At 69.3% G+C, this 3,119-nt stretch carries 4 protein-coding genes; 3 read left to right on the forward strand and 1 reads right to left on the reverse strand.

Annotated features, from left to right (window positions below; genetic code table 11):
- Window positions 1-427: hypothetical protein (locus M3498_02220; protein MDQ3458112.1), on the forward strand; the 427-nt coding region annotated here is incomplete at its 5' end.
- Between the two features lie 383 nt (window positions 428-810).
- Here the strand turns inward: M3498_02220 and M3498_02225 are convergent.
- Window positions 811-1,263 (reverse strand): universal stress protein, encoded by a 453-nt coding sequence (locus M3498_02225; protein MDQ3458113.1) that lies wholly within the window; start codon window positions 1,261-1,263, stop codon window positions 811-813.
- 185 nt (window positions 1,264-1,448) lie between these two features.
- Here M3498_02225 and M3498_02230 point away from each other — a divergent pair, with 185 nt between their 5' ends.
- Together M3498_02230 and M3498_02235 are read left to right on the forward strand one after the other, a co-directional pair.
- Entirely contained in the window at window positions 1,449-2,849 is a 1,401-nt protein-coding gene (locus M3498_02230; protein ID MDQ3458114.1) for a glycoside-pentoside-hexuronide (GPH):cation symporter, read from the forward strand.
- 29 nt (window positions 2,850-2,878) lie between these two features.
- Window positions 2,879-3,119 (forward strand): hypothetical protein (locus M3498_02235; protein MDQ3458115.1); only part of this gene is annotated, 241 nt, incomplete at its 3' end.

The following is a 3,119-nucleotide window of genomic DNA, read 5'->3' on the forward strand; positions in this document are numbered from 1 at the left end:
GGCCGAACTCGTCCCCGCGCCCGAGGCGCCGCCCAGCGAAGCGGCGCGCTTGCGCGCCCTGCTCGACTTCGCCTTTCGCGGTGAGGCGCCCGAGCCCGGCAAGCTGATCGCCAGCCTGCGCGCCCTGACAGAGCCCGAGGCGCGCTACCACGAGGCCAACCTGCTGCTCGCCCACGGCCACGCGGCCGAGGCACTGGACGCGCTCGAGAAGGCCAGCCACGGCGACTTCTCCGAACCCTACTTTCTGCCCGGCTATCTCCTCGCCCGCCTCGGCCAGCTCCGCGACATGGCGGGTGAGCGCGACGCCGCCCGGCGCGCCTACCGCGCGGTGCGGGCGCTGTCCTGGGCGCCTCGGGAAGCGCTCGAGGCCGCCGCCGCCGGCTTGGCGGCGGCCTTCGAGGGTGCGGACGCCGCCAATGCCTCCTAGTCTCCTAGCCTCCCAGCGTCGCAGAGCCGGTCTTTAGACCCGATCTCGCACCCCACCGTTTGGGCTGTAACGTCGTCACAGATGAAATGTTTCACATGTGATAGCATGATGAGGATAGTTGAAGAAAGGGGTTAGGCCATGTTTCTGATGATCCTGTTCCAAACCCTCGCTGTATGGCTGGGGTCCGTCCTGGCGCTGGTGTTCGTGCTCAGCCTGCCGGAACTTCTGTCGGCAAAGGCTGACGCCTTCAGTCACCGCGCCTAGCCTCCCGCACTCCAGGCTGTGCACTGCTCCTGCTGCCCTGGCAGCCTAGCACTTCGCAGTCATGTCTGGGCGGATAAGGGAGGAGGTCGCCTGGCCGGGCCGAGCGGCGGCGGCGGGGCCTAGCGCACGATGAGCACGTCGCAGGGGGCGTGGCGGTTGACGAAGTCGCTGACGCTGCCCAGCGCTACCGCGCCCAAGGCCGAGAGCTTGCGGCGGCCCGTCACGATGAGGTCGCAGCCGCGCTCCTCGGCGGTCGCGACGATGACGCGGCCGGTGCTGCCGAACTCCAGGAGCAGCTGCACGTCCTTGACTCCCGCCGCCTCGCAGCGCGCCCCGGCCTCCTCGAGCACCTGGCGCTGGCGCGCCTCGGCGTCCTCGTAGACCTGCGCGCTCACCGTGCCGGCGTCCATCGGCAGGCTGGCGACCATGCCCTCGACGGCGCCGGAGAGCCGCAAGACCGAGACGACGGTGAGCCGCGCCGCGAGCTCGAGCGCAAGCTCACTCGCCCGCTTCTCAGCGCGCAGCGAGTGCTCCGCGCCCCCGGTTGCCAGCAGGATGTGCCTGTATGCCACGCTGCCTCCCTTGCCTTTTCGTTCTCGGAGTATAGCAGAGAACGCCGCGCTCACGGCCAATGCCGTCAGAGGGCGCGCTGATGCGGCGTCTTCCAACCGTCGTGTTTGTGTTTGGAAAGCGCTCCTGCTGCCCTCGACGCTCCGGTTTATGGTGTTTGGAAAGGCAGTTGGGATAAGCTCGTGAGGTGATAGAGCCGCTCTCCCTGCGCGAAAAGCTCAGCTACGGCGTCGCCGATATCGGCGCCTCGCTCTCCTACAACGCCGTCAACGTGTTCTTCCTCTTTTTTCTGGTCGAGGTGCTGGGGCTGGCGGCTGCCCTGGCCGGGCTGGTCTTGCTCGTCGGCCGCGTCTTGGACGCGGTCACCGACCCGCTCATGGGCCTGCTGAGCGACCGGACCAGGAGCCGCTGGGGCCGGCGCAAGCCCTATATCTGGGCGGGCGCCGTTCCCTTCGGATTGAGCTTCGCCTTGCTCTGGACGCTTCCGGAGAGCTCGCAACCCGTGATGTTTGCCCTCGCGGCGGCCTTTTTGACGCTGCACGCCGTCATCTACACCGTGGTGCAGGTGCCCTACATGGCGCTCACGCCCGAGCTGGCGCCGGAGTACGCGGCGCGCACCGAGCTGACGAGCTACCGCATCGGCTTCGGGACCGTGGCGTCGCTCGTGGCGGTGGCCGTTCCGCCCGTCTTAGTGGCTGCCCTCAACAGTTTCCTGGGCCAACCCGAGGGCGCCCGCGCGGGCTGGCCGCTCATGGGCGCGGTCTTCGGCATGATCATGAGCCTCTCCTACCTGGTGATGGCCTGGGGCGTGCGCGAGCGCGGCCGGCCGCCGGCTGTCGGGCCGCTCCGCCCCCTGGACGAGTACCGCTCGGCCCTAAGGGTCCACGGCTACGGGCAGGTGCTCGTCCTCTTCGTGGTGGTGACCCTGGGGCTCGGGATCATCTCCTCGATGCTGCCCTTTTTTCTGGCCAGCGCGCTCCTGCTGGGGCCCAGCGAGCGCAGCCTCCTGCTCGGCCTGTTCTTTCTGGTCGCCGTCCTGACCCTGCCCTTTTGGACGCGTCTCGGCGCGCGCTTGGACAAGCGTCTGGCCTTTGCCCTGGGTCTCGCGCTGCTCGCCGCCGTCGTGCCCGTGCTCGTCTTGTTCGCGCCGCCTGGGGAACTCGCTCTCTTCACACTGGTGATGACGGCAGTGGCGGGCGTCGGTGTCGGCGCCCTGTTGCTCTTTCCCTGGGCGATGGTGCCCGACGTGGTGGAATTCGACGAGCTCCAGAGCGGCCGCCGCCGCGAGGGCCTCTTCTACGCGATCTTCACCTTCGGCCAGAAGACGGCCTTCGCCGTGGGCGCCTTTCTCAACGCGCAGGTCCTGGCGCTGCTCGGTTACCGGAGCACGGCCATGGAGGCGGCCATGGAGATGGGCGCCGTCTCGCAGAGTGCCGAGGCGGTCCTCGGCATCAAGCTGATGGTCGGGCCGGTGGCGGCGGGGGTCTTCGCTGTGGCCGCCTTGCTGGCCCTGCGCGTGCCCATCACCCGGGCCACGCACGATGCGGTGCGGGCGCGGCTGGCCGAGAGGGGTGCGGGAGCGCGCTAGAAACGCAGCGGCGACAGGTATACTGGCGCATGCGCGAGGCGCTCTACAACGCGGCGAGGCACTTCAAGCGCGGCAAGGCCGTCGCTGAACGCGGCGACGTGCGCGGGGCGCTTGCCGCCTACGGCGACGCCCTGCGCGAGCTTCACTCGGTGCGGCCGCAGCGCATGCGCGACGTGCTTCTCGCCCACGTCTACCTGTCGCGCTATTCGCTGGCGCGGCGGCTCGACGCCGCCGCCGCCGAGAGCGACCTGCGCCAGGGCTACTCCTACG

Source organism: Deinococcota bacterium (assembly GCA_030858465.1).
Classification (GTDB): Bacteria; Deinococcota; Deinococci; order Deinococcales; family Trueperaceae; genus JALZLY01.